The sequence below is a fragment of the Amycolatopsis sp. cmx-4-83 genome (assembly GCF_046548815.1).
Classification (GTDB): Bacteria; Actinomycetota; Actinomycetes; order Mycobacteriales; family Pseudonocardiaceae; genus Amycolatopsis; species Amycolatopsis pretoriensis_A.
The window spans coordinates 295,575-319,510 of the sequence record NZ_JAEBEF010000008.1 but is presented as its reverse complement, the minus strand read 5'-3'; the positions used below and the strand labels follow the sequence as shown (position 1 = coordinate 319,510).

Sequence of the window (23,936 nt, the reverse complement as noted above, 5' to 3'; positions counted from 1 at the left end):
CGGAACCGGGGCCGGTCACGTGGGTGACCGGCCCCGGTTCGGCTGGGGAGAGCTACTTCTTCAGGCCGTGCTCGATGGCCTCGATGATCCGCGGCCGCAGCTCGGCCGCGCTGATGATCGCGTCCACCGAGCCGACCTCGACCGCCCGCTGGATGCTGTGCACGCGGTCGAACTCCGCGGCCACCTCGCTGACCTTCTCCGCGCGGACCGACGACTGGACCTCGGCCAGCTTGGCGTTGAGCGCCGCCCGCTCGGCGCCGCCCGCCGCCGCGACCCGGGCCTGCAGCTCGGTCACCCGCGGGTCGTTCGCCGTGCGGTTGTTCACGTCGCCGGCGAACACCACCGCGGCCGCCGGGGCACCGCCGAGCACCGACGCGAACGAACCCTCGAGGGCCAGCACCGTCATGTTCGGGTTGAGCGTCTTGGAGAACACCACGAACGCGCCGCCGTGGTACCGCGAAATCACGGTGAACACGATCGGGCCCTCGAAGTTGACGATCGCCCGGCCGATCTCCGCGCCGTACTCCAGCTGCAGCTTGCGCAGGGACTCCGGAGAGCCGTCGAAGCCCGACAGGTTGGCCAGCACGACCAGCGGCCGGTTGCCCGACGCCGCGTTGATCGCGCGCGCGGTCTTCTTCGACGAACGCGGGAACAGCGTGCCCGCGGTGTAGGTGTCCGGGCCGTCGGTGGGCGGGAAGCCGCGGCGGGGCACCGACCGCGACTCGATGCCGATCAGGCAGACCGGGCGGCCGCCGATGTGCACGTCCTGCACCGCGGAGGTCTCCGCGTCCGCCATGCCCGCCCAGCGTTCCAGCACCGGGTGGTCCTGGTCGGACAGCGCGCGCATCACCGTGCGGATGTCGAACGGCTTCTTGCGGTCCGGGTTGTGCTCGGCCGAGAAGATCTCCCCGACGGTCCGGAAGTCGCTGCCGACGACGGCGTGCGGGAACGACGAGACGTCGCGGCCCGCCGGGTCGGTCGTGGCCACCTTCCGCGGCCCGGACTCACCCGGCGCGATGTAGGTGTGCTCGTAGTGCGCCATCAGGACTTCCCGCGCGGCCGGCAGGTGCGGCGCCCAGTACTGCGCCTGGCCGTTCGGGCCCATCACGCGGTCGTAGCCGCCGATGCCGAAGTTGTCCTCGGCCGACACACCGCCGGAGAAGTCCAGCGCCTGCTTGCCGGTGAGCACCATCGCCGAGTCCGGCGTCATCACCAGGATGCCCTTGGTGTGCATGAGCATCGTCGCTTCGGCGTTCCAGTACGGCTGGGCGCCGACGTTGATGCCGTTGACCACGATGTTGATCTCGCCGCCGTCCTGGGTGAACGTGACGATCCGCTTGAGCGCCGCGGCGACCCAGTCCATGTTCTCGGTGCCCGAGGACATCGAGATCCGCGCGCCCGAAGAGAGGGCGAGCCACTCCAGCGGGACGCGCATCCGCTCGGCCAGGTCGAGCGCCGCGATGACCCGCGAGCACTCCGGCTCCGACAGCGCGCCCAGCGACTTCGTCGGGTCGCCGAGGAGCACCACCCGCGTGACGCCTTCGGGGTGCCGCTCGGTCGGGGTCGTGACGACGCCCGCCACGAGCGCGGCGGTGTTCTTGCCCTTCGGCCGGTCCACCGGGACCAGGACACCGCTCTCGTCGAGGTCGTGCTCGGTGAACGTGCCGCCGGGACCGGCGAGCAGGTCGGTCAGCTCGTACGGGTACACCGTCCCGCGCCGCGCCGCACGCAGGACCTTCAGGCGGTAGTCGTCCAGCGGCTTGACCGGCTCGGTCGACGGGTGGTCGACGTGCAGCCGCGCGCCGTGGCCGGGGTCGAAGGTGATCCGGACGGCGAGCTCGGTCAGCTTGCCCGCGTCCGTGCGCCGCCGCGCCAGGAACTGGACCTCCTCGAGCCCGGCGCCCACCGACGTCGGCAGGATGCGCTGGACCAGCGTGTTCAGCTCGTCGGTGGTGAGGTCGGTCGGCGGCCAGACGTACATCATGATCCGGTTGGTGTCGAACCGCTTGTTCTGCGGCCGCTGCGCCTGGATGTTGCGGATCGCGTCGAGGCAGGCGGTGACCGCGTCCTCGAGCGCGGGCAGCGCGACCAGGCGGCCGTCGGCTTCGCGCAGCGGCGTCAGGTCGCGGACCTGGCCCATCGCGATCAGCCGCTCGTCGGCCGGGTTGGTCTTCGCCACGGCCTTGAAGAGGTAGATCTCCTCGTCCGCCGACGGCAGCCGCGTGAGGTCGAACTCGCGCAGGCGCTGCAGCTGCAGGCGCTGGGCGATCTGCGGGTGCAGGCCGCGGATCAGCCGGTCCTCGGCGAACGTCCCGCCGTCGCGCTCGAACGTGAAGTGGTGGTGCATCACCGCGCCGCCGGTGCCGGCCACGGTGAACACGACCCGCCGCACGCTCGCGGGCACCGGGTGCCCGGCCAGCAGCGCGCCGAGCCGCTCGGCGGTCGCGTCGACGTCGGGCTGGTCCTCCCAGCGCAGGTACAGGTCGGCGACCACGCCTTCGGTGGCCACCTCGCCGAGCGCGGCGAGGGCGTCGGGCAGGGCGGCGATGTCGACGGCGGTGGTGACCAGGGGCAGCACGCCGTCGGCGGTCTCCAGCCCGGCGGTCAGCCACCGGGAGCCACCGGCGTCGCGCACGGCCACCCCGGACAGCCGCCGGTTGCCGTAGTAGCGGCGGGTCAGCACTTCCAGCAGCGGCGCGTGGTCGCGGCCCGGGCGCCCGATCCGCTGGCCGACCAGCCGGACGAGCGGCTGCGAGCCGGTGATCATCGCCTGGATCCGGTCGGCGCGGTCCGGTGCGTCCGGGTGCTGGTCGAGGTAGCGCAGCTCGGTGCGGACGGCGGCGTACACCTCGGCGCGGTTGCGGCGCAGCAGCGGCTGGGCGAACCAGCGGAACACGACGCCGCGGGCGAGGTCGGACACCGCGGGGAAGCGCACCTGCGTGGCCTCGACCAGGTGCTCCAGGGTGAGCCCGGCCCGCTCGCTGAGCGACTCCGCCGGCGGCGCGCCGGTCAGCCACTGCCGCAGCAGGTCCGAAACGACGGCGATGTCGGCCGACATCCGCTGCTGCGCCAGGAAGATCCGGAAGACCGCGGCCTCCAGCTCCGGCGTGCGGTCGAGGTCGGCGACGCCGTAGTGCGCCAGCACCTGGCGGAGCCGGGCCTGGAAGCCTTCGGTGACGCCGGCGCGTTCGACGTCGAGGCTCTGCAGGTAGCTGTGGAAGAACTCGCGCGAGCTGTGCACGGCGCCGTTGGGCTCGGTGTCGAGCTCGCCGCCGGGGGTGTTGCGGCTCAGCTCGGACAGGTCGGCGAAGACGGTGAGCAGGTCCAGCTCACCCTCGACCGGCCGGTTGCCCAGCTCGGCACGCGCTTCCAGGTAGGCCGCGACGAGCCGCTTGCGCTCGGCCGGGTCGACGTCGAAGCCGAGCAGCAGGCTCCGCAGGTCCTGCAGGCCGCGGGCGACGCGCTCGGCCGCGGACACGCCGTCCGGCACCGACGGCAGCTCGATCTCGACGGTCTCGGTCTCTTCGGCCGCCTGGGCCTCGTCGCCGTCGGTCAGCGGCTCCAGGCGCATCAGCGGCGCGCCCGTCTCGACCTGGCTGCCGACGGAAACCGGGCACTCGCGGACGCGGGCGCGGAACGGCGCGCGCAGCACCGTCTCCATCTTCATGCTCTCCAGCACGAGGATCGGCGCGTTCGCCTCGACCTCGTCGCCGACGGACAGCGGGGTGGCGACGACCAGCGCGGGCGCGGGGGAGCGGACGACGCCGCCCTCGTCGCGGCTGACGCGGTGGGTGACGCCGTCGACCTCGACCAGGTGGATCGGGCCGTGCGTGGCCGAGATCAGGCGGAACCGCCGCCCGTTGACCAGGATCTGGCCGCTGTGGGCGTCGAAGCGGTCGATCTCGACCTCGGCGTGGTGCACGTCCGACGTGCCGGCCGAGACGCCGACGCGGAAGCGCTTCCGCCCGGCGCGGGCCACGCTGACGCGGTAGCCGACGCCGCGGAGCTTGAGGTCGAGCGGGCGGCCGCTTTCGTGCTGCACCTGCGGGCGCCCGCCGTGGGCGGTGGCCAGCAGCCGCTGGATGGTGACGTCTTCTTCGTCCTGGTAGGCCTCGATGGCGGCCGCCGCGAGCGCGATCGCGGAGTGCCGGTGGGTGACCAGGCGGCCCTCGGCGCGGACGCGGTCGATCCAGCCGGTGTCGGCGCTGGCGTCGATCACCTCGGGCTGGTCGAGCAGGTCGAGCACGAAGCTCTTGTTGGTCGCGCCGCCCTCGATGATGACGGTGGTCTCGGCCATCGCGCGGCGCAGGCGCCCGAGCGCCTCGGCGCGGTCGCGGCCGTAGGCGATGATCTTGGCGATCATCGAGTCGAAGTCGGCCGGGATGGTGTCGCCCTCGCTGACGCCGGTGTCGACGCGGATGCCGGGGCCGGCGGGCAGGGCGAGCCGCGCGATGCGGCCGGGGGAGGGCGCGAAGTCGCGGTCGGGGTCTTCGGCGTTGAGCCGGGCTTCGATCGCGTGGCCGAGCTCGGCGGGCTGGGTGCCTTCGAGCTTGCCGCCGCCCGCGACGTGCAGCTGCAGCTTGACCAGGTCGGTGCCGGTGGTGATCTCGGTGATCGGGTGCTCGACCTGCAGGCGGGTGTTGACCTCCAGGAAGGCGAACAGCTTCTCGCCCGGGTGGTACAGGAATTCGACGGTGCACGCGCCGCGGTAGCCGACCGCGACCGCGAGCCGCTCCGCCGACGTCTTCAGCTCGGCGGTCTGCTCCGGCGCGAGCACGGGGGAGGCGGACTCTTCGATGATCTTCTGGTTGCGGCGCTGCACCGAGCAGTCGCGGACGCCGAGCGCCCACGCCGTCGTGCCGTCGGAGATGACCTGGACCTCGACGTGCCGGGCGCCGGTGACCAGGCGCTCCAGGAACACGACGCCGGAGCCGAACGCGCGCAGCGCTTCCTGGCTGGTGCGCTCGTAGGCGTCGGCGAGGTCTTCGCCGGAGGCCACCATGCGGATGCCGCGCCCGCCGCCGCCGGCGGTCGCCTTCAGCATCAGGGGGTAGCCGATCCGGTCGCCGGCCTCGAGGGCGGCTTCGAGGGTCGCGACCTCGCCGCGGCTCCACGGCGCGACCGGTACGCCGACCTCTTCGGCGATCAGCTTCGCGCCGATCTTGTCGCCGAGCTTGCGCATCGCGTCGGCGCTCGGCCCGACGAAGGTGACGCCGACCTTCTCGCACAGTTCGGCGAACGCCGGGTCCTCGGCCACGAAACCCCAGCCCACCCACGCGGCGTCGGCCTTCGTCTCGATCAGTGCCTGCTCGAGCTTGGCGAGGTCGAGGTAGGGCCGGGCCGAGGCGGGGCCGAGGTCGTAGGCCAGGTCGGCCTCACGGACGAACGTGGCGGTGCGGTCCGCGTCGGTGTAGAGGGCGACCGTCTCGATCCGCGTCCCGGTTTCCGCCGACAGATCCCGGACGGCGTGGATGAGCCGCATCGCGGCCTCTCCGCGGTTGACGATGGCGACACGACTGAACACCGGCTGAGCCTCCCAAGTACCCACGCACAGAAGGCGACGCACCTGTCCTGGGGCGTCGCCTGCACCTGTCTACACCCTGCTGGATTACCGCGGGGTAGACCAATGTCCGCCATGGCGCATGCCGAGGCGGCTGCGTTGTGGGAACCCCACAAAAAGCGACCCGCGCCACACTGCCGGGACCGCGTTTCTCGCGAGGGCTGCCACAAAGCACGGTGCGCAGCCTACGGCGGGTTCGAGCCGGAAAACATCCAGATCCGCGAAAGTAGGGGCCCCGGTCAGGAAGCCAGCAGGACGGCCGGGCCGAGGACCTGGCCCAGCTCGCGGCGTTCGGCATCCGACAACGGCACGGCGGCGACTTCGCACCGCCCGTCCGGCCCGGGCGCGGTCGTGATGGCCAGCACCGGGCGCCCGTCGATCTCGCGCAGCGTGACGCGGCCACCGCACGAAAGGTCCACCGTGACGCCCGGCTGTTCGCGATGCCGGCCCAGCCAGCGGCCGACGAAGTCGAAGGTCATCGCGGTCTCCCCTCGGTACGCACTCCCCTTGGACACAGGTGTGCCTGGTTAATGCCCCGGATACACCGGGTTCACACTTCGGATGTGCGGCGGGCCGGCACCCCCTGACCGGGTGCCGGCCGCCCCGCCCCCGCACACGCCGCAGCGGCGCCTCCAGCACGTACCGCTTCGCGAGCCCTTCGCCGCAGTCCACCTCGACCGTCCGCCGGACGACCTGCGTGCCGTCGTCGCCGCGCAGCGCGTAGCCGACCGCCGTCGAATCCGGGACCGCGCGGACCTCGGCGGGCACCCGGCCGCCGGCCGCGAGGCGGCGCAGCAGGCGCTGCAGCGCCGCGTCCAGTGCCTCGTCCACAGTGGACGGTTCGCGGGTCGCCTCGCGGGTGGCCGGCGGTGCCGCCGGCGCGCTCCCGGTCAGCCGGTCGACCTCGCGGGTGGCGTCGACGATCGTCGTGCCGGTGCCGCCGCCGTCGATGGCGACCCGCACCTCGCCCAGGCCGGGCGTGACGACCGGGTGGCCGTCGACCAGCTGCGTGCACACCACGTGGGTTTCGCGCACGCGCGGGTCCGCGACCTCCTCGAGCGTGCCGCCCGCGTGGTAGGAGTGGCGCACCTTGTCCGCCACGAGGTCGACGCGGTCGGCCAGTCCGAACGTCTCGACGGCGTCCTGGGCGATCCGGACCGCTTCGGCAGCGCTCGGCGCGTCCCGGCCGGTGCCGTCCGCCTCGGCGAACGTGATCTCGCGGACGCCGCGGTGGTCGACGGTCAGCCGCGGGCCGCTCCCCTCGGCACCCAGCACGACGCCGTGCGGGCCCGGCGCCGCCGGCCGCCCGCCGCCCAGCCGGACGCCGTAGTGCCCGGCCAGCTCGCCCAGCTGCGCCGGCGAGAGCCGCGGCGGCGCTCGAGAAGGAGCCCTCGTTCCACAGCCGGTCCTGCGCCTCGGCCTGCGTCGCACCGCACGCGACGGCCGAGGGCGCCTGGTGGTGGTCGATGTCCCAGGACGCGTCCAGCCACGCCTTGCCGAACTTGTGGCCGTTGCCGTTCCACTTGCCGAAGAAGTACGCGCCGTAGTCCGGGCTGTCCACGCTGGTGGACTCGAACCCGAAGATCATCCTCAGGCCCAGGTAGCGGGCGACCTCGTTGCCCAGCCGCATGTCGGCCGAGCTCGCCAAGGCCGAGCCGCCCCAGGCGCCGCCCATCGGCATCCGGAAGACGCCGTTGCCGTCCATCATTCCGTGCCCGGAGTGGTACTCGGCGACGCACGCGTCGAAGCCGTACGTGCCCTGCCAGTCGTCGTACTGCTCGCCGTAGAGCCAGGACAGCACCCCGCCGTCGGTGTACCAGAAGTTCGGCGCCGTGAACTGCTTGACGTAATTGTGGAAACCGCCGGCGTCGTCGTGGGTGCAGGAGAGATCGGTGATTCCGGGCGGGAAGTCTTCGATCGAGCAGACGCCTGTCCCGAATGGATTCGTGCGGTGCGAAGCTACCGCCGAATCCGGGGAAAGGTTTCGGACACATCTTTTTGCCACACCTTGAGCGCAATTTTTTCAGCGCTGCACCGATTCCGTAGTGGACAGCCCGGCGGGAGGTGCGCGCGGCGGGCCGGTGCGGCCAGGATGGCGGGATGAAACTCGGGCAGCTGGCCGCGTCGGCCCAGAACCTGTTCTCCGCGAAACTCGTCTACGGCGAGCCGGTCGAGCGGGACGGCGCCGTCGTCATCCCGGCCGCGACGGTGTTCGGCGGCGGGGGCGGTGGCGGCGGTGACACCGGTGCCCTGCCGGTGCGGGAGGGTGCCGGGTTCGGGGTGCTCGCCCGGCCCGCCGGCGCGTTCGTCGTCCGGGGCGGCAGCGTGACCTGGGTGCCCGCGATCGACGTCACGCGGCTCGGGCTGGCCGCCGCCGTCACCGTGGTCGCGCTCGCGAAGATCCTCGCCCGGCGCGCCAGGTCCTGACCGGAACCGGCCGCCACGCGCCGAAAGTTCACCGCCGGTTCTTGTCCGCGTTCGCGTTCGCGGCCTAGCGTCGGGATGTCTTTCGATGCGGAGGTACGCATGAGTTCTGGGGACCTGAGCCGCCGGGCGCTGCTGCGCGCGAGCGGGGTGGCGGCGGCCGGGGCGGCCTTCGGGATGCTGCCCGGCGTCGCGTTCGCCGACCAGCCGGGCGGCACCGGCAGCCAGACCCGGACCGTCACCGGCACCCTGAAGCCGGACGTCCCGGACTGGTACTACCTGCCCGTCGACGTCCCGCGCGGGGTGCGGCAGATCGACGTCGTCTACTCCTACGACAAGCCCCAGGTGCCCGCCGGCACCCGCGGGAACGCCTGCGACATCGGGGTGTTCGGGCCCGAGGGCCACGAACTGGGCAACGCCCGCGGCTTCCGCGGCTGGTCGGGCGGGTTCCGCGACCGGTTCTCGATCAGCGCGTCCGAGGCCACGCCCGGCTACCTGGCCGGCCCGATCAGGCCCGGCCGCTGGCACGTCATCCTCGGCCCGTACACGGTCGCGCCGCAGGGCCTGAACTACAAAGTGGACATCACGCTCACCTTCGGCCCGGACGCCGAGACGTTCCAGCCGGACCCGGCGCCGGAGACCGCGCCCGCCCGGGAGCGCGGCCGCGCCTGGTACCGCGGCGACGGCCACCTGCACACCGTCCACTCCGACGGCCGCCGCACGCCGGACCAGCTGGTCGCCGACGCCCGCGCGGCCGGCCTCGACTTCATCGTCTCGACCGACCACAACACGTCCAGCTCGCAGCTGGTTTGGGGTCGGTACGCCACCGACGACCTGCTGATCCTCAACGGCGAAGAGGTGACGACGCGGTCCGGGCACTGGCCCGCGATCGGCCTGCCCGCCGGCACCTGGATCGACTGGCGCTACCGCGCGGCCGACCCGCAGGACTTCCGCCGGTTCACCGACCAGGTGCACCGCGCGGGCGGCCTGGTCACCGCGGCGCACCCGTTCGCCAACTGCTTCGGCTGCACCTACGAGTTCGCGTACGAGATCGCCGACCTGGTCGAGGTCTGGAACGGCCCGTGGACCCAGGACGACGAGGCGAGCGTCATCCACTGGGACGGCCTGCTGCGCGGCGGCCGGTTCATCCCGGCGATCGGCGACTCCGACGCGCACAACCCGGACCAGCGGGTGGGGCTGCCGCACACGGTCGTGCTCGCCGACCGGCTCCGCCGGAAGGAACTCCTGGCCGGGCTGAAGGCCGGGCGTTCGTGGCTGGCCGAGTCGGCGGCGGTCCAGCTGGACTTCACGGCCTCCGGTGGTGGCCGCACGGCCGGCATCGGCTCGTCGCTGCCGGTGGGCACGGGGACACCGGTGACGGTGCGCGCGGCGGTCGGCGGGGTACCGGGGACGACGGTGACGTTCCTGGATCAGCTGGGGCCGGAGCACACGGAGACGATCGGCGACTCGGGAGCGGCCACGGTGACGTGGACGACGTACCCGCGTTACTCGCGCTGGGTGCGCGTCGAGGTCCGCCGTCCGTCGGGCGGCCCGAACACGAGCCAGCCGAACGCGATGGTCGCGATGTCGAACCCGATCTTCCTCGGCACGGGTCACTGAACCTCCACCCGCCGCCCCGCGTCCTGGTTTTGGCAGACTGGTGCGAACGGGTGAAGGCGAGGCAGGGTGCGCGGGTGTGGCCTGAAGGTGGCGATCTTCCTGGGGGCGGTCGTCGTGCTGACCGCGGGGATCGTCGTGGCGGTGGTGCTGTCGCGCAGTCCGGTGCGGACGCCGGGGTGCACCGTCGCGCAGCCGGGGCAGGACGGCTACACGTTCACGCCGGAGCAGATGGACAACGCGGCGACGATCTCGGCGGTCGGGACGAAGCTGGGCCTGCCCGCGCACGCGGCCACGGTCGCGCTGGCCACGGCGTTGCAGGAGTCGAAGCTGCGCAACCTCGAGGGCGGTGACCGCGACTCGGTCGGGCTGTTCCAGCAGCGGCCCAGCCAGGGCTGGGGCACGATCGCGCAGCTGCGCGACCCCGTCTACGCGGCGACGGCGTTCTACGAGAAGCTCGAGAAGCTGCCGGGCTGGGAGACGCTGCCGATCACCGAGGCCGCCCAGGAGATCCAGCGTTCGGGGGTGCCGGACGCGTACGCGCAGTGGGAGTCGCAGGCCCGCGCCATGGCCGCGGCGTTCAACGGCCAGTTCCCGGCCGCGCTGACCTGCCGCAACCTGACCCTCGCGGCCCCGGGCGACCTCGCCGCCAAGGCGACGGCGGAGCTGGGCACGGCCACGCTGAGCGGCGCCCACCCGGCCGCCCAGGGCTGGGCGTACGCGAGCTGGCTGGTCGGCCGCGCGGAGGCGCTGGGCGTGGACAAGGTGAGCTACGCCGGGCAGACGTGGACGGCGGAGTCCGGCGCCTGGGCCCAGGACTCCGCCGCCGGTCAGGACCTCTCGCTCCACCAGGCCCCGGCGGCCCAGCCGAGCGAGTAGCGCACTTTCACGTGAAAGTGCGCTACTCGGTCACGGGACGAGGATCGCGCGGCCGCGGATGCGCCCCGCGGTGAGGTCGTCCAGGGCCGTCTGGAACTCGGCCAGCCGGTAGCGGGCCGTGTGCAGCTTCACGCGGCCCTGCGCGGCCAGCACCATCAGTTCGCACAGGTCGTTGTACGAGCCCACCAGGTTGCCGACCAGAGTGATCTCCGTCGAGATGACGTCGATCGTCGGGACGTCGATGTTCTCGCCGTAGCCGACGACGTGGTAGTCGCCGGCCCGCCGCAGCATCGCGATCCCGTCCCGGGTCGCCCCGCCTTCGCCGACGAAGTCGATGACGGCTTCCGCGCCGTGGCCGCCGGTCAGGTCGAGGACCGCGGAGACCTGCGAGCCGTCGGCGATGACGCCGTGGTCGGCGCCGATCGAGAGGGCCAGCTTCACCGCGTCCGGGTTGCGGTCGACGACGATCAGCTCGGCGGCCGAGATCGCCTTGAGCACCTGGATGCCGATGTGGCCGAGCCCGCCCGCGCCGATGACGACGCACTTGTCGCCCGGCCGCAGCCGCCGGGCCGCCTTGGCCGCCGCGTGGTACGCCGTCAGCCCGGCGTCCGCGAGCGCCGCGACGCCGGCCGGCTCCAGCGAGTCGTCGATCTTCACGACGCTGCGCGCGGACGTCTTGAGGTACTCCGCGTAGCCGCCCGCGGTGTCGATGCCGGGGAACTGCGACTGCTCGCAGTGGACGTCGTCGCCGAAGCGGCACGCGCGGCACAGCCCGCACGTGATGAGCGGGTGCACGATCACCTTGTCGCCCTCGGCGACGTTCGTGACCGCGCTGCCGACCGCGTGCACCCAGCCCGCGTTCTCGTGCCCGATCGTGTAGGGCAGCGTGACGCCGGACTTCTCCTTCCACTGCCCCTCCAGGATGTGGAGGTCGGTGCGGCACACGCCGGCGCCGCCGATCCGCACGACGACGTCGTACGGCCCGGTCGCCGACGGCTCCGGGACGTCGGTCATCCGCAGCGGTTCGTCGTACCCGACGACCTGGACGGCTTTCACGCTGGTACCTCCACAGTGGACTCGGGGTAGCGGGTGCGGAGCAGGCCGCGGCAGAAGTGCGAGTTGCCCTCGATCGAGATGCGGACCGACCGGGCGAACCGCAGCCGCAGCGGGATTTCCTCGCGGGGGAACGGGGTTCCGTCGTGGTCGACCAGCACCGGCGACGACGGCTCGGCCGGAAGCCCGAGGGCCTCGCGGCGGCGGCGCAAAGCCGCTGAAGCGGGCACGTCCGGCAGGTCCGCGAGGGTGACGCCGTGCAGGTCGACGTCCTCGTCCGCCCGCAGCAGCACGGTCAGCGCGCGTTCCATCGCCGCCTGGTGGGCCTTGCGGCGGAAGGTTTCCCGCAGTTCTTCGAGGTCTTCGTCGGCCTCGTGGCCGAACGTCCCGCGGTACCCCGCGTCCGCGGCGAGACCGGCGTTGATCAGCGGGGAGTCGTGGTGGTCGTCCAGCTCCACCACGACTTCGGTGGTCCACGGCAGCGCCGTCAGCACGTCCTTCGCGTCCGAGGCCATGAGGTAGGCGAAGTTCGGCGCGCAGAACGACGTCGGCAGCCGCAAGCGGACGGTCACGCGGCCGCCGTCGACGATGAGGGACTTGACGAAGCCGAGATCGGTGATGGGCTCGTCGAGCTCCGGGTCGAGAACCGCGTCCAGCGCGGTGCGGGCATCCACGTCAGGCCACCGAGACGGCCTGCGGCTCGACCGGAGCCAGCCGCAGTTCCGCCGGGACCGGGATGTCGTACATCGCCGCCGCGTTGAGCCCGAGGATTTTTTTCTTCTGCTCGACGGTCAGCGGCGCGTACTCCGGCAGGTCCTCGGGGATCTGGAAGTCGACGAACCGCTCGATGAGCCACTTCGGCGTCCACAGCGCGTAGTCGCTGGAGAACTGGATGCGGTCCTCGTCCAGCCAGTACAGCAGCTCGCCGATGATCTGCGCGAAGTACCGCGGCCGCGTGTGGATGAACGGGATGGCGACCGCGAGTCCCGCGTGGACGTTCGGCTCCTGCGTCGCGATCCAGCAGAAGTCCTCCAGCCGCGGCAGGCCGCAGTGCTCGACCACGAAGTTGAGGTCGGTGAAGTCGGTCGCCGCGTGGTCGACGTCGGCGACGTCGAAGGCGTCGCGGTCCAGCGGCCGGATGGTCGGTCCCTTGTGGACGTGGATGTTCCTGATGCCCAGTTCCTGGCAGGCTTCGAAGTACTTGTACGTCCACTTGTCGTCGAGCTTGTAGCCGCGCGAATCGCCCTGCCACTCGGCGGTGTAGAGCTTGACGCCCTTGAGGTTGAAGCGCTCGGCGTCGCGGCGCAGCTGGTCGATCCCGGCCTGCTCGAAGCGCGGGTCGAAGAAGTGGTTGTAGGTGAGCTTCCCTTCGTGCTTGCGCGTCAGCGCGAAGGCTTCTTCGGTCTGCCCGAAGCCGTTCTCGTAGAACGCGCCGAGGTGCGCGGGCTGGAAGATCGCGTGGTCGACGTAGCCGTTCTCGAACAGGTCGCGCATCAGCCGCTCGCCGCCCTGGTAGAGGTAGTCCTCGTAGGGCCAGACCTCGGCTTCGGGGCTCAGGTTGCGGTGGTAGTCGTAGAAGCAGTCGATGAACTGCTTTCCGTGGATGTTCCGCTGGTTCTCCGGACGCGCGTCCCAGAGCGCCACGTGGGCGTCCACGATGAAGTAGGTCTCGCCGTCTTTGCTGTACATGCGGGGGACGCTAGGGATGTCGGCGCTGGTCAGGGACCCGCCGGGTGTCTCGATATGAGACAGCGCGGGGCGGCCGCGGCCCGGACGGCGGACGTAGGCTGGGAGTCCGACGCGACGAGGCGTCCCGGGAGGCCGAGGTGGAGTACCCGCGAATGCAGGTCACGCGTTCGTTCGACGCGGCCCGGCTGCGGGCGTCCTGGCAGCGCAGCGAGCGCTACGGCGTCCCCGAAGACGAGGTCGTGCCGGTGTTCTCCGGTGCGGTCGACACCGGCTCGCTGCTCTACGAATGCGGCACCGAAGTGCTGCGCGGCCTGCAGGCGACGCTGGCCAACGAGCCGATCAGCCTGATGATCACCGACAGCGAAGGCCTCGTGCTGAGCCGGCTGTGCACGGACGCCGGCATCAACCGCTCGCTCGACAAGGTGCACCTGGCACCCGGCTTCTACTTCGCGGAGAGCAACGCGGGCACCAACGGGCTGGGCCTGGCGCTGGCCGACCGGGCGCCGTCGCTGGTGCGCGCGGCCGAGCACTACTGCACCGACCTGCGCGGCTACACGTGCGCGGCGGTGCCGGTGCTGGACCCGCTGACCGGCGGGCTGGCCGGCAGCGTCAACCTGACGACGTGGTCGGAGCAGTCCTCGGAGCTGCTGCTCGCGCTGGCCCAGGCCGCGGCCGGGAACACCGCCGCGCTGATGCTGGCCCGCGCGTCCGGCCGCACCGCCCGCCCGACCCCGCGGGGCGAGGTCTTCCGCGTCTACGCCGACCGGGTCGACCCCGGCGACCTGCCGCGGCTCTCGCCCGCCTGGAGCACGGCGGTCGCCGAAGCGCGGACCGCGCTGGCCGGCGGCCGGGTCGTCGCGGTCGTCGGCGAACCGGGCGCGGGCAAGACGGCGCTGGCGTCGCTGGCGCGGCGGGAGCTGCGGCCCCGCGAACGCGTCCTCAACGCGCGCCCGCCGGCCCCCGACGACGTCGGCAGCTGGCTGACGCTGTGGACGCCCGAGCTGGCCAAGGCCGAAACCTGCGTCATCGTCTCGGGCGTGGACGCGCTGCCGGCGTGGGCGGCGGAGGAGCTGGCCCGGCTCTTCGCCGAGGTCCGGCACGACGAGCTGCCGCCGTTCGTCCTCACCGCCGCGGACGCCGCTTCGGTGCCGGTCGCGCTGAGCCCGCTGGTCGACCGGGTCGTGGAGGTCCCGGCGCTGCGGTTCCGCCCGGACGACGTCCTCCCGCTGGCCCGCCACTTCGCCCGGCGCGACCGCGGCCGCGACGTCACGTTCACCCCGGCGGCGGCTCGCGCGCTGACGGCGTACGACTGGCCGGAGAACGCGAAGCAGCTTCGGCGCGTTGTGCGCGAAGCCGCTTCACGGTCTCAGGTGGTCGACACCCCGCAGCTGCCCGCGGAGGTCTTCACCGGGGTCGGGCACCGGCTGAGCCGGCTGCAGGCGCTGGAACGCGACGAGATCGTCCGCTGCCTGGCCGAGCCGGGCGCGACGGTCGTGCAGGCCGCGGCGAAGCTCGGCATGGGCCGCGCGACGCTCTACCGGAAACTGGCGCAGTACGGGCTCAACGCGCGGCGACTGAAATCCTGACGGGCTTCGCGGCCTGGGCCCAGCGGACCGCCGGCCCCATCGCCCAGCCCGCGGCCAGGAAGACCGCGCCCAGCAGCAGCCAGCCCGGCAGGCCCCAGCCGATCACGACGGTGCTGAGCAGCACCGGCCCGAGCGCGCGGGCCACCGACACGCCGGTGCCGAAGAAGCCCTGGTACTGACCCTGCTGATCGGCCGGCGCGAGCGCGAAGCCGATCTCCCACGAGCCCGCCGACTGCAGCATCTCGCCGGCCACCTGCACCAGCGCGCCCACGACCAGCACCGCGAAAGCGATCCACGGCGAACTGCCGTACGCCGAGCCCGCGAAGGCCACGCAGGAGACGAGCAGCAGCACCCCGGACCGGCGGACCATCCGCGCCGCGGCGCCGGTGCCCGCCAGCCGTCCGGCGACCCGCACCTGCAGCAGCACCACCACGACCGTGTTGAGCACGAACAGCGCGGACACCGTCCAGCTCGGCGCGGCGGTGTGTTCGACGATCCACAGCGGGATCGCGACGCTCAGCAACGGCATGCGCAGCAGCAGGATCGCGTTGAGCAGGGTCACCAGCGCGTACGGGCGGTCGCGCAGCACGGCCAGCTTCGGCTCGCCGGTGCGCGGCGCCGCCACCGGCACGGCGGGGAGCGCGAGCAGCAGCGCCGCGGTGACCGCGAAGCTCCCGGCGTCGAGGACGAAGACCGTGAGGTACGCCGAGGCGGTGTCGGCCGAAAGCGCGAGCCCGCCCAGGCCGGCGCCGACCGCGAGCCCGGCGTTGCCCGCGGACTGCAGCTGCGCCCGGATGCGCGTCCGGCGTTCCGGATCGGCGAGCGCGGCCAGCAGCGCCTGGCGGGCGGCGGCCAGGCCGGTCTGGCAGCTGCCGTAGAGGCAGGCGGCGAGCATGAACAGCACCGGCGAGCGGACCACCAGGAACGTCAGGATCGACGCGCCGGTCGCCAGAGCCAGCAGCACCGCGGAGCCGCGGGCGCCGTGCCGGTCGGCGAGGTGGCCCAGCGGCACCCCGGCGACCGAGCCGACCGCCCAGCCGAGGGTGAGGCCGAGCCCGACCTGCGCCGGGGTCAGCCCGGCGATCCGGGTGAAGAACAGCACCGAGCAGGTCAGGAACGCGCCGTCGCCGAGCGAGCCCACCAGCTGAGCGGCGGCGAGCAGGCGGTCCGGGGTCTTCGTCATGAGGATGACGGTAGGTCCGGCTTTGGCTTGATCCCAGATCCAATTCTGACTATTCGGATTGGGCCAATGTAGGCTCGCGCGATGGACTTCCACGTCAGCCTGGCCGGGCGTGGCGACCTCAGCGTCCGGATCTACCGCCAGCTGCGCGACGCCGTCCTGGACGGCAGGCTGCGCGCGGGGGAGCGGCTGCCGCCGACCCGCGAACTGGCCCGGCGCCTGGCGGTCTCGCGCAACACGGTCGCGGTGGCCTACGACCGCCTCACCGCCGACGGCTTCCTCACCGGCCGCGTCGGCGCCGGCACGTACGTCTCGGCGTCGCTGCCTGCGCCGCGACCGCGTTCGGCACCCTCGGCGGCGGGGCCGCAACCGAAGCCGGTCTGGCGCTCGCTGCCGCCCCCGGTCGCCGCCGACGTCCAGGTGCCGCGCTTCGACTTCCGGGTCGGCATCCCGGACCCGGCGCTGTTCCCCCTCGAAACCTGGCGCCGCTTCCTCTCCCGCGAACTCCGCGACGGCGTGGCCCAGTACGCCGACCCGGGCGGCCACCCGGCCCTGCTCGCGGCGATCGCCCGCCACGCCGGTGTCTCGCGTTCGGTGCGCGCGGACACCGGCGACGTCCTCGTCACCCAAGGCGCGCAGCAGGCTTTGGACCTCCTGTGCCGCGTGCTGCTGTCCCCGGGCGACCGGGTCGCCGTCGAAGAGCCCGGCTACCGGCTGGCGAAGCTGCTGTTCGCGTCGCACGGCGCCGACGTCGTCGGAGTACCGGTGGACGGCGAGGGCCTCGACGTCGCGGCGCTGCCTCCGCGCACGAAGCTGGTGTACGTGACGCCGTCCCACCAGTTCCCGCTCGGCACCCCGATGTCCCTGGCCCGGCGGACGGCGCTGCTGGCGTGGGCCGCCCGCGCGGACGCGGTGATCGTGGAAGACGACTACGACAGCGAATTCCGGTTCTCGGACCGGCCGCTGGAGCCGTTGCAGAGCCTGGACCGCGGCGGGCGGGTGGCGTACGTGGGATCGTTCTCGAAGACGCTGCTCCCGATGCTGCGCCTGGGTTTCCTGGTCGCACCGGCGTCACTGCGGGAGGCGTTGCGCCACGCCCGCCAGCTCTCCGACTGGCACGGCGACCTCCCAGCGCAGGCGGCTTTGGCCCGCTTCATCGACGAGGGCCTGTTCGCCCGCCACCTCCGCCGCGCGACGAAGGTGTACGCGGACCGGCACGAGCGGCTGGTGTCCACTTTGGACCGCCGGTTCGCGGACCGCCTCCGGGTGGTCCCGTCGGCGGCCGGGCTGCATTTGTGCGCGCTGGCGGAGGTGGACCTGGAGCCGATCGCCTCGCGGGCCGCGGCTTCGGGGGCCGCGGTGCAGACGCTGTCGGATCTGTGCGGCGGCTTTCCGCAGCCCGGGTTGGTGCTGGGCTACGGCTCGATCCCGGTGGAGAGGATCGACGACGGACTCGAAGTGCTGGACGGGGCCTGGGGTTCCCCGTAGTGGTCCGTCCGCCGCCGGGCCGCGATCAGCAGCCCGCCCGCGCACGTCGCCACCGCCGTGGCCAGTACCACCAGCCAGCCGCGGCGGAAGTCCGTCAGGTCCGGCGTTCCCGCGAACACCGCCACCAGCACCGCCGTTCCCAGCACCGTTCCGATCTGGCGCATCGTCGTCACCATCGACGAACCCGCGCCCCACCTCGCCGGCGGCAGGACCGTGCCCACCACGCCCGACAGGCTCGGCAGGATCAGCCCGACCCCGATGCCCGTCAGCAACTGGCCCGGCAGCATCGCGGCCGCGTAGTCCGGGATCGCGTCCATGCGCAGCAGCCAGATCAGCACGCCCGCGCCGAACGAGACGCCGCCGAGGGCGACGATCGGGCCCGGGCCGAAGCGGTGGACGAACCGGCCGCCGAGGATGGACACCGGGACCACCATCAGCGGGCCCGGGGCCAGTGACAGGCCCGCGACCAGGATCGAGTCGTGCCAGATCGACGTCAGGAACAGCACGTTGCCGAACAGCATCGCCGCGAAGCCGGCCGCGAACGCGCCCGTCGTCGCGCACGCCAGCCACAGCGTCGGGACGCGCAGTGCGGGCAGGTCCAGCACCGGGACCGCGTGGCGGGCCGAGCGCAGCGGGACCCAGGCCAGCGCGAGCGCCGCCACCGCGAACGCCGCCAGGACGCCGCCGGAACCCCAGCCGTCGTCCGGGGCCGACACCAGCGCGTAGGCGAGGGCGCCCACGCCGGCCAGGAGACCGGCCGCGCCGAGCAGGTCCGGGACGCCGGTCGAGGTGTCGCGCGACTCGCGCAGCACCCGCGGGCCGGCCAGCAGCGTCGCCGCGCAGATCGGGAGGTTCACCAGGAACACCCAGCGCCAGGACGCCTCGACGAGCAGGCCGCCGACCGGCGGGCCGAGGGCCGCGGCCGCCGCGCCCACCGACGCCCAGACGCCCACCGCCAGCGGCCGCCGGTGCGGCGGGAACGCCGTCAGCAGCAACGCCAGCGAAGTCGGCATCACGAGCGCCGCGCCGATCGCCTGCACCGCGCGGAAGAGCACGAGGACCGGGATCGACGGCGCCACCGCGCAGGCCGCCGAGGCCACCGTGAACACCGCGACCCCGGCGAGGAACAGCCGCTTCCGGCCGTAGCGGTCGGCCAGCCGCCCGGCCGGGGCGAGGCAGGCGGCGAACAGCACCGTGTAGCCGTTGAGCACCCACGACAGCGTCGCCAGGTCGTCGCCCGGGAACGCGGCCCGGATGCCGGGGAAGGCGATCGTGACGATGAACGTGTCGAGGCTGGCCAGGAACGCCGCCGTCGAGACGACCAGCAGCACGAGGCCGGGCTTCGGCGCGGTGTCGGTCATGTCCCTCCTAGGTCCGGAAAAGCAACCTAGCCGGAGAACGTGAGTTTCAACAAGAGACTGACCAGTTCGGAGCGATCTAGCTCACGCGGCGGCGGCCTGCTCCTCGGCCCGCGCCTTGAGCGCCGCGAGCGTGTACTCGATCGACTCGACGTTGTACCCGGGCCGGTCGGCGCGGCCGGTGACCCGCGGGCCCATGAACTTCCGCACGATCCAGCTGCCGATCCGGTACCAGTTCTCGGTCACCACGCAGCCGCCCGGCGCCGGCGCCAGCACGTACTCCCAGCGCGAGACCCGCGAGCCGAACGGCGTCCGCACGTCGAAGGCGAACCGGCGCTCCGGCTCGAACGCGACCACCCGCACCCGCGTCCACCACTGCAGGGCGCCGTTCACGTTGCGGCCGCGGAACCGCGCGCCGAGGGCCGGGCCGGTGCCGTCGAGCCAGCGGCCGCCGACGTTCTCGGGGCTCAGCTCGCCCATCCGGGGCAGGTCGGTGACCCACGACCACACCGTGCCCGCGTCGGCGGGGACGGTGACGCTGCGCGAAATCGTCGGTTCCACCCCACGACGGTGACAGCGCGCCCGCCGCCCGGGCAAGGTATCCCGGCGTACTCCGCAGCCGAGGAGAGCCGCGCCGCAAAAAACCGGTGGCGCGAACCGGGTTGCGATCCGGTCATTCTGGGTACCTCGCGCGCGGAGGAGTCTTGACACGGAGGGTGCGGTGGTCAGCGTGATCCCGATCGAGGTCGTGGGGATGGCCGTTCCGGTGCCGGGGGAAGCGCCCCTGATGTTGCTCCGGGAACCCGACGGCGCCCGGCGCTGGCTCGCCATCATGATCGGCTACGGCGAAGCCGAGGCGCTGGTGCGAGCCAGGGAACAGATCGCGCAGCCGCGCCCCGGCACGATCGAACTGCTCGGCGACGTGCTCGCGGCGTTCGGCCAGGGCGTCGCCGCGGTCGAGCTGACCGAGGTGCGCGACGGCATCTTCTACGCCGACCTCGTGCTCGCCTCCGGCACCCGCGTGTCCGCCCGCCCCAGCGACGCGGTCGCCCTCGGCCTGCGCCAGGGCGCGCCGATCAGCGTCGCCGAAGAGGTGCTCGACGTCGCGTCCGTGCAGCTGGAGGTCGAGCAGGAGACGGAAGGGCCGGCCGCCGACGTGCTCGACACCGAGGCCGAGGTCGCCCGCTTCCGCGCCGAGCTCGACGGCCTGCGGCCCGAGGACTTCGACGATCTGTGAGCGATCCGCCCCTCGCGCCGGTACATTCCGCGGCGGGAGGGACGCCGATGCCGGACTTCGCCGCGGCCACCGAGCCGCACCGCCGTGAGCTGCTGGCGCACTGCTACCGCATGCTCGGCTCGGTGCAGGAGGCCGAGGACCTGGTGCAGGACACGCTGGTCCGCGCCTGGAAGGCGTGGCCGGGCTACGACCCGGCGCGGGCCTCGGTGCGCACTTGGCTCTACCGCATCGCGACCAACGTCTGCCTGACCGCGCTGGAAGGGCGCGCCCGGCGCCCGCTGCCGTCCGGGCTCGGCCGGCCGAGTGAAGACCCGGCCGCCCCGCTGACGCCGTCGTTCGAAATCCCTTGGCTGCAGCCGTTCCCGGACGCGCGCTCGGACGACCCCGGCCGGGGCACGGTCCGGCTGGCCTTGCTGGCGGCGATGCAGACGCTCCCGCCGAAGCAGCGTGCGGTGCTGATCCTGCGGGACGTCCTCGAGTTCAGCGCCGCGGAGGTGGCCGGCTTCCTCGACACCACTCCGGCCTCGGTCAACAGCGCGCTGCAGCGGGCCCGGGCCGGCCTCGGCGGGCTGTCCGTGGAGGAGGTCGCCGAGCCGGCCGACGCGGCGGTGCGCGCGGTGCTGGACCGCTACGTGCGGGCGTTCGAACGCGCCGACGTCGCCGGCCTGGTCGGGCTGCTGACCGACGACGTCGTGATGGAGATGCCGCCGGTGCCGCTGTGGTTCCGCGGCCGCGACGACTACGGCCGGTTCCTCGAGCGGCTGTTCGCCGTGCGCGGCCCGGACTGGCGGATGACGCCCGCGACGGCCAACGGCCAGCCCGCGCTGGTCGCGTACTGCCGCGACGGCACCGCGGTGTACCGGCTGCACACCCTGCAGGTGTTCACCGTGACGAAAGCGGGCGTGGCGCACAACGTCGTGTTCGCCGACCCCGCCGTGCTGGCGTCCTTCGACCTGCCCGCGACTCAGCCGGCGGCGCGGGCCTCCGACGGGCGCCCGTAGGCACCGCCGTCGTTGCTGCGCTGCAGCAGGCCTTCGTCGATCAGGTAGCGGCGCAGGGTCGCGTGGTCGTCGTGGACCATCACGAGCTTCTCGCGGACGTCCTGCTCGGTGTAGAGGCGGCCGGGCTCGAACCGCTCGGCGAGGTGGGCGAGCAGCAGCTGCCGCCGCTTGCCCGAATGCGGGATGGTGACGAGCCTGCCGTGGCGGAACAGCCCGTCGAGCGGGTCCGTCGGCCCCTTCGCGAGCGCTTCGCGGAAGACGCCGGGCACCGGCCGGCAGTGGTCGCCGTCGGCGGTCACGAGCCCGGCGTCGGCCAGCCGTCTGACGAGCTTGGCCGGGACCTCGCCGGCCGGCAGCCCCTCGGGGGCGGCGCAGATGCGGGCGAACAGCAGCAGTCGTTCCGGGTCCGCGAGCGCGGAGACCAGTGCTTCCGGTGAGGCCATGGCCCGGAAGGTACCGGAAATCACCGGCGCCGTCGTCGGCGAAATTCGACAGGGTTGCCTGATCAGTTTACCCTGTCGATATGCCTCCGAAAACGGTTCCCGCTCCGGCGATCGCGGCCGCGCAGGCGTTGCGCGTGCTCGTGGGACGGCTGCGGCGGAAGATGATGGACGCGACAGCGGTCGGCGACCTGACGTCCGCGCAGGCCTCGGCGCTCGCCCGGCTCGCGAAGCTGGAGCCGACGACGGCGAGCGTGCTGGCCGGCGCCGAGCGGGTGCGCCCGCAGTCGATGGCCGCGACCGTGGCCGCGCTGGAAAAGCTCGGCCTGGTGCGCCGCGAGGACGACCCCGGAGACGGCCGCCGCCAGCTCATCTTCTTCACGCCCGAAGGCCGCGCGTACGGCAAGGGGGCCCGCGCGTCACGGGAGGAGTGGCTGGCCCGTGCGCTCGCGGAGCAGCTCACCGAAGCCGAAGTCGCCGTGGTCAACGAGGCGCTCGCCCTGCTCGGCCGCATCGTCGAACCATGACGACGCGCGAACGGCCGCGGGCCGGGTTCGACCGGAAGCTGCTGGCCCCGCTCATCTCGGGCGCGGTGCTCAACCCGGTCAACTCCACGATCATCGCGGTCGCGCTGGTGCCGATCGGCGTGGCGTTCGGCCAGCCCGCGTCGGCCACCGCGTGGCTGATCTCCGCGCTGTACCTGGCCACCGCCGTCGGGCAGCCGGTCGCCGGCCGGCTGATCGACCGCTACGGCCCGCGCCGGCTGTTCCTCCCGGCCACGGCGCTGGTCGGCGCGGCGGGCGTGCTCGGCACGTTCGCGCCCAACCTCGGCGTGCTGATCGCCGCCCGGGTCGTGCTCGGCTTCGGCACCTGCGCGGGCTACCCGGCGGCGATGCGGCTGATCCGCGACGAAAGCGAACGCACCGGCCACGACAGCCCCGCGTCCGTCCTCACGGTGCTGGCGGTCTCGACCCAGACGATCTCGGTGATCGGCCCGGCGCTGGGCGGCCTGCTGATCGGCGTCGGCGGCTGGCGGGCGACCTTCGCGATCAACATCCCGATCGCGCTCGTCGCCTTCGTCCTCGGCGCCCGCCGCTTCCCGAAGGCGCCGAAACGCGGGTCGAAAGGCGGGTTCGACCTCGATTTCCCCGGCATGGCGCTGTTCGCCGGCACGCTCGTCGCGTTGCTGCTGTTCCTGATGCACCCGGCCGCGGGGCAGTGGTACCTGCCGGTCCTCGCGACCGCCGGGGCCATCGGCTTCGCCGTTCGCGAACTGACCTGCGCGCACCCGTTCATCGACCTGCGGCTGCTCGGCCGCAACGGCCCGCTGCTGCGCACCTACGGCCGCGCGTTGCTCGCCTACGTTGTCGCGTACAGCTTCCTCTACGGCTACACACAATGGCTCGAGCACGCCCGCGGCCTGTCGGCGGCCCAGGCGGGGCTCGCGACACTGCCGCTGTTCGCGACCGCGATCGTCGTCTCCCTCGTCAGCGGCCGCCGGGAAGCCGTGCGCGGCAAGCTGGTCGTCGCCGCGGTCGGGCAGCTCGCGGGCTGCGCGCTGCTGCTGACCCTGGACGCCTCGGCCGCCGTCTGGCTGCTCGTCGTCATCGCGCTCGTGGCCGGGGTGCCGCAGGGGCTGAACAGCCTCGCGCTGCAGAACTCCGTGTACCGCCAGGCGAATCCCGCCGACATCGCCGCGTCGGCCGGGCTGCTGCGCACCTTCGGCTACCTCGGCGCGATCGTCTCTTCCGCGCTGCAAGGCGCTTTCTTCGGCCCCGCCGCCGAAACCGCCGGCCTGCACGGGTTCGCGCTGCTGCTCGTCGGCATCGGCGTCCTGTTCCTGCTGCTGACCGTGTTCGACCGTGCCCTGCCCCGCCGCACCCCCCGGCCCGAGGACGAAGATGCCCCCGCTTGACCCGGACCGCACCGCTTTGCACCGCCGCCGTCGACGGCGTCCGCGCGCACGGCGGGCACGTCGGCTGGGTGCGCGTCGCGTTCGAAGACGCCGAATTCGACGCCATCCCGGAAACGAGCGTGTTCGCGGCGATCGCGACCGCCGACCACCGGCCCGCGATGCCCGCCGACGCGCCCGCCACGCAGATCGACGCGCGGCTCGTGCCCGAGGACGAGGACGTCCGGGTGCGCAAGATCCGCGTGGGTGCCTTCACCACCACCGGCCTCGAAGCGCGGCTGCGTGCGCGCGGGATCACGACGCTGGTCCTGGCCGGGATCAGCACCAGCGGCGTCGTGCTGAGCACGGTCCGCGAAGCGATGGACCGCGACTTCCGCACAGTCGTGCCGCGCGACGCCTGCGCCGACCGGGAAGCGGCGACGCACGACTTCCTCACCGGGACGCTGTTCCCGCGCACGTGCGCGGTCGTGGACGTGGCCGGGCTCGGGGACCTCCGGGCCGACCGGTAGGTT

22 protein-coding genes are annotated in these 23,936 nt (G+C 73.0%); 13 read left to right on the top strand and 9 right to left on the bottom strand.

The window, feature by feature from the left end:
* Positions 1–52: 52 nt before the first annotated feature.
* Both ACLJQM_RS26035 and ACLJQM_RS26030 read right to left on the bottom strand, forming a co-directional pair.
* Entirely contained in the window at positions 53–5,524 is a 5,472-nt protein-coding gene (locus ACLJQM_RS26035; protein WP_410633096.1) for a biotin carboxylase N-terminal domain-containing protein, read from the bottom strand.
* A gap of 275 nt (positions 5,525–5,799) precedes the next feature.
* Positions 5,800–6,039, bottom strand: coding sequence for a hypothetical protein (locus ACLJQM_RS26030; RefSeq protein ID WP_247024164.1), 240 nt, complete (start codon positions 6,037–6,039; stop codon positions 5,800–5,802).
* Positions 6,040–6,392: 353 nt separating this feature from the next.
* Here ACLJQM_RS26030 and ACLJQM_RS26025 point away from each other — a divergent pair, with 353 nt between their 5' ends.
* The 6 genes from ACLJQM_RS26025 (at position 6,393) to ACLJQM_RS26000 (ending at position 10,480) form a co-directional block, all read left to right on the top strand.
* Positions 6,393–6,638 carry a hypothetical protein gene (locus ACLJQM_RS26025; protein ID WP_410633095.1) on the top strand — a complete coding sequence of 82 codons (246 nt, stop codon included), beginning with the start codon at positions 6,393–6,395 and terminating at the stop codon, positions 6,636–6,638.
* A gap of 12 nt (positions 6,639–6,650) precedes the next feature.
* A complete protein-coding gene (locus tag ACLJQM_RS26020; protein WP_410633094.1) occupies positions 6,651–6,890 on the top strand; it encodes a hypothetical protein in 240 nt (79 codons plus the stop codon).
* Between the two features lie 298 nt (positions 6,891–7,188).
* Positions 7,189–7,347 carry a hypothetical protein gene (locus tag ACLJQM_RS26015; protein WP_410633093.1) on the top strand — a complete coding sequence of 53 codons (159 nt, stop codon included), beginning with the start codon at positions 7,189–7,191 and terminating at the stop codon, positions 7,345–7,347.
* A 313-nt stretch (positions 7,348–7,660) separates the two neighbouring features.
* Positions 7,661–7,987, top strand: a complete 327-nt coding sequence (locus ACLJQM_RS26010; protein WP_360775729.1) for a hypothetical protein — start codon at positions 7,661–7,663, stop codon at positions 7,985–7,987.
* A 99-nt stretch (positions 7,988–8,086) separates the two neighbouring features.
* Positions 8,087–9,604 carry a CehA/McbA family metallohydrolase gene (locus ACLJQM_RS26005; RefSeq protein WP_410633092.1) on the top strand — a complete coding sequence of 506 codons (1,518 nt, stop codon included), beginning with the start codon at positions 8,087–8,089 and terminating at the stop codon, positions 9,602–9,604.
* Positions 9,605–9,697: 93 nt separating this feature from the next.
* A complete protein-coding gene (locus tag ACLJQM_RS26000; RefSeq protein ID WP_410633254.1) occupies positions 9,698–10,480 on the top strand; it encodes a hypothetical protein in 783 nt (260 codons plus the stop codon).
* 30 nt (positions 10,481–10,510) lie between these two features.
* Here the strand turns inward: ACLJQM_RS26000 and ACLJQM_RS25995 are convergent, their stop codons facing one another.
* Genes ACLJQM_RS25995 through ACLJQM_RS25985 form a run of 3 tightly spaced genes read right to left on the bottom strand, consistent with a single transcriptional unit; the run spans position 10,511 to position 13,222 of the window.
* Entirely contained in the window at positions 10,511–11,536 is a 1,026-nt protein-coding gene (locus ACLJQM_RS25995; protein ID WP_410633091.1) for an NAD(P)-dependent alcohol dehydrogenase, read from the bottom strand.
* Positions 11,533–12,207, bottom strand: coding sequence for an iron-sulfur cluster assembly protein (locus ACLJQM_RS25990; protein WP_410633090.1), 675 nt, complete (start codon positions 12,205–12,207; stop codon positions 11,533–11,535). Before ACLJQM_RS25990 ends, ACLJQM_RS25995 begins: the two co-directional genes overlap by 4 nt.
* A 1-nt stretch (position 12,208) precedes the next feature.
* The gene (locus tag ACLJQM_RS25985; RefSeq protein ID WP_360775714.1) at positions 12,209–13,222 is read right to left on the bottom strand and encodes an amidohydrolase family protein; all 1,014 of its coding nucleotides are present in this window, start codon (positions 13,220–13,222) and stop codon (positions 12,209–12,211) included.
* A gap of 137 nt (positions 13,223–13,359) precedes the next feature.
* On the opposite strand from ACLJQM_RS25985, the gene ACLJQM_RS25980 reads away from it, so the two are divergent.
* Entirely contained in the window at positions 13,360–14,808 is a 1,449-nt protein-coding gene (locus ACLJQM_RS25980) for a helix-turn-helix domain-containing protein (RefSeq protein ID WP_360775711.1), read from the top strand.
* Here the strand turns inward: ACLJQM_RS25980 and ACLJQM_RS25975 are convergent.
* On the bottom strand, positions 14,783–15,991 hold the full coding sequence (locus ACLJQM_RS25975) for an MFS transporter (RefSeq protein ID WP_410633089.1): 1,209 nt from the start codon (positions 15,989–15,991) through the stop codon (positions 14,783–14,785). The two genes, ACLJQM_RS25980 and ACLJQM_RS25975, sit on opposite strands and share 26 nt — an antisense overlap.
* A gap of 81 nt (positions 15,992–16,072) precedes the next feature.
* Between ACLJQM_RS25975 and ACLJQM_RS25970 the strand changes: the two genes are divergently transcribed.
* Positions 16,073–17,476 (top strand): PLP-dependent aminotransferase family protein, encoded by a 1,404-nt coding sequence (locus ACLJQM_RS25970; protein WP_410633088.1) that lies wholly within the window; start codon positions 16,073–16,075, stop codon positions 17,474–17,476.
* Here the strand turns inward: ACLJQM_RS25970 and ACLJQM_RS25965 are convergent.
* Together ACLJQM_RS25965 and ACLJQM_RS25960 are read right to left on the bottom strand one after the other, a co-directional pair.
* Positions 17,404–18,837, bottom strand: coding sequence for an MFS transporter (locus ACLJQM_RS25965; RefSeq protein ID WP_360775702.1), 1,434 nt, complete (start codon positions 18,835–18,837; stop codon positions 17,404–17,406). The genes ACLJQM_RS25970 and ACLJQM_RS25965 overlap by 73 nt on opposite strands.
* A gap of 81 nt (positions 18,838–18,918) precedes the next feature.
* Positions 18,919–19,395 (bottom strand): SRPBCC family protein, encoded by a 477-nt coding sequence (locus ACLJQM_RS25960; RefSeq protein ID WP_360775699.1) that lies wholly within the window; start codon positions 19,393–19,395, stop codon positions 18,919–18,921.
* Positions 19,396–19,555: 160 nt separating this feature from the next.
* Between ACLJQM_RS25960 and ACLJQM_RS25955 the strand changes: the two genes are divergently transcribed.
* Entirely contained in the window at positions 19,556–20,071 is a 516-nt protein-coding gene (locus ACLJQM_RS25955; protein WP_247024150.1) for a bifunctional nuclease family protein, read from the top strand.
* Between the two features lie 47 nt (positions 20,072–20,118).
* The gene (locus ACLJQM_RS25950; RefSeq protein WP_410633087.1) at positions 20,119–21,072 is read left to right on the top strand and encodes a sigma-70 family RNA polymerase sigma factor; all 954 of its coding nucleotides are present in this window, start codon (positions 20,119–20,121) and stop codon (positions 21,070–21,072) included.
* Here ACLJQM_RS25950 and ACLJQM_RS25945 read toward each other — a convergent pair.
* Entirely contained in the window at positions 21,036–21,515 is a 480-nt protein-coding gene (locus ACLJQM_RS25945) for a DUF2087 domain-containing protein (RefSeq protein WP_410633086.1), read from the bottom strand. The two genes, ACLJQM_RS25950 and ACLJQM_RS25945, sit on opposite strands and share 37 nt — an antisense overlap.
* Positions 21,516–21,595: 80 nt before the next feature.
* Here ACLJQM_RS25945 and ACLJQM_RS25940 point away from each other — a divergent pair, with 80 nt between their 5' ends.
* The 3 genes from ACLJQM_RS25940 to ACLJQM_RS25930 are packed head-to-tail and all read left to right on the top strand — an operon-like array spanning position 21,596 to position 23,933.
* Positions 21,596–22,039, top strand: a complete 444-nt coding sequence (locus ACLJQM_RS25940) for a MarR family winged helix-turn-helix transcriptional regulator (protein ID WP_410633085.1) — start codon at positions 21,596–21,598, stop codon at positions 22,037–22,039.
* Complete coding sequence (locus ACLJQM_RS25935; RefSeq protein ID WP_410633084.1) at positions 22,036–23,427, top strand: MFS transporter; 1,392 nt, start codon at positions 22,036–22,038, stop codon at positions 23,425–23,427. Before ACLJQM_RS25940 ends, ACLJQM_RS25935 begins: the two co-directional genes overlap by 4 nt.
* Entirely contained in the window at positions 23,424–23,933 is a 510-nt protein-coding gene (locus ACLJQM_RS25930) for a cysteine hydrolase (protein ID WP_410633083.1), read from the top strand. The genes ACLJQM_RS25935 and ACLJQM_RS25930 overlap by 4 nt, the downstream gene beginning before the upstream one ends.
* The last annotated feature ends 3 nt before the right edge of the window (positions 23,934–23,936 follow it).